The organism is Azotobacter bryophylli (assembly GCF_042643485.1).
GTDB lineage: Bacteria > Pseudomonadota > Gammaproteobacteria > Pseudomonadales > Pseudomonadaceae > Azotobacter > Azotobacter bryophylli.
Map to the genome: position 1 here is coordinate 1 of NZ_JBHRSJ010000030.1, position 376 is coordinate 376.

General features: G+C 48.9%; 1 rRNA gene. It reads right to left on the reverse strand.

Features of this window, described 5'->3' with window-relative positions:
* Positions 1-178 (reverse strand): 16S ribosomal RNA (locus ACFOJE_RS14235); the annotation flags it as partial.
* Positions 179-376 lie beyond the last annotated feature (198 nt).

The following is a 376-nucleotide window of genomic DNA, read 5'->3' on the forward strand; positions in this document are numbered from 1 at the left end:
ACGTATGCGGTATTAGCGTTCCTTTCGAAACGTTGTCCCCCACTACCAGGCAGATTCCTAGGCATTACTCACCCGTCCGCCGCTGAATCGGAGAGCAAGCTCTCTTCATCCGCTCGACTTGCATGTGTTAGGCCTGCCGCCAGCGTTCAATCTGAGCCATGATCAAACTCTTCAGTTCAAATCAATCCGGGTTTTGAGAAAACCCTAAACTTGGCTCAGCAATCGCAAAAAACTCTCGAATTCACGAGTGTTACTTGTGATGCTGATAATCTGTCGACCATCAGTCTCGATCTCACAAGCACCCACACGAATTGCTTGATTCCATTGTTAAAGAGCGTTTCGATTGGCTTTCGCTCAACCGAGGCCGCGCATTCTA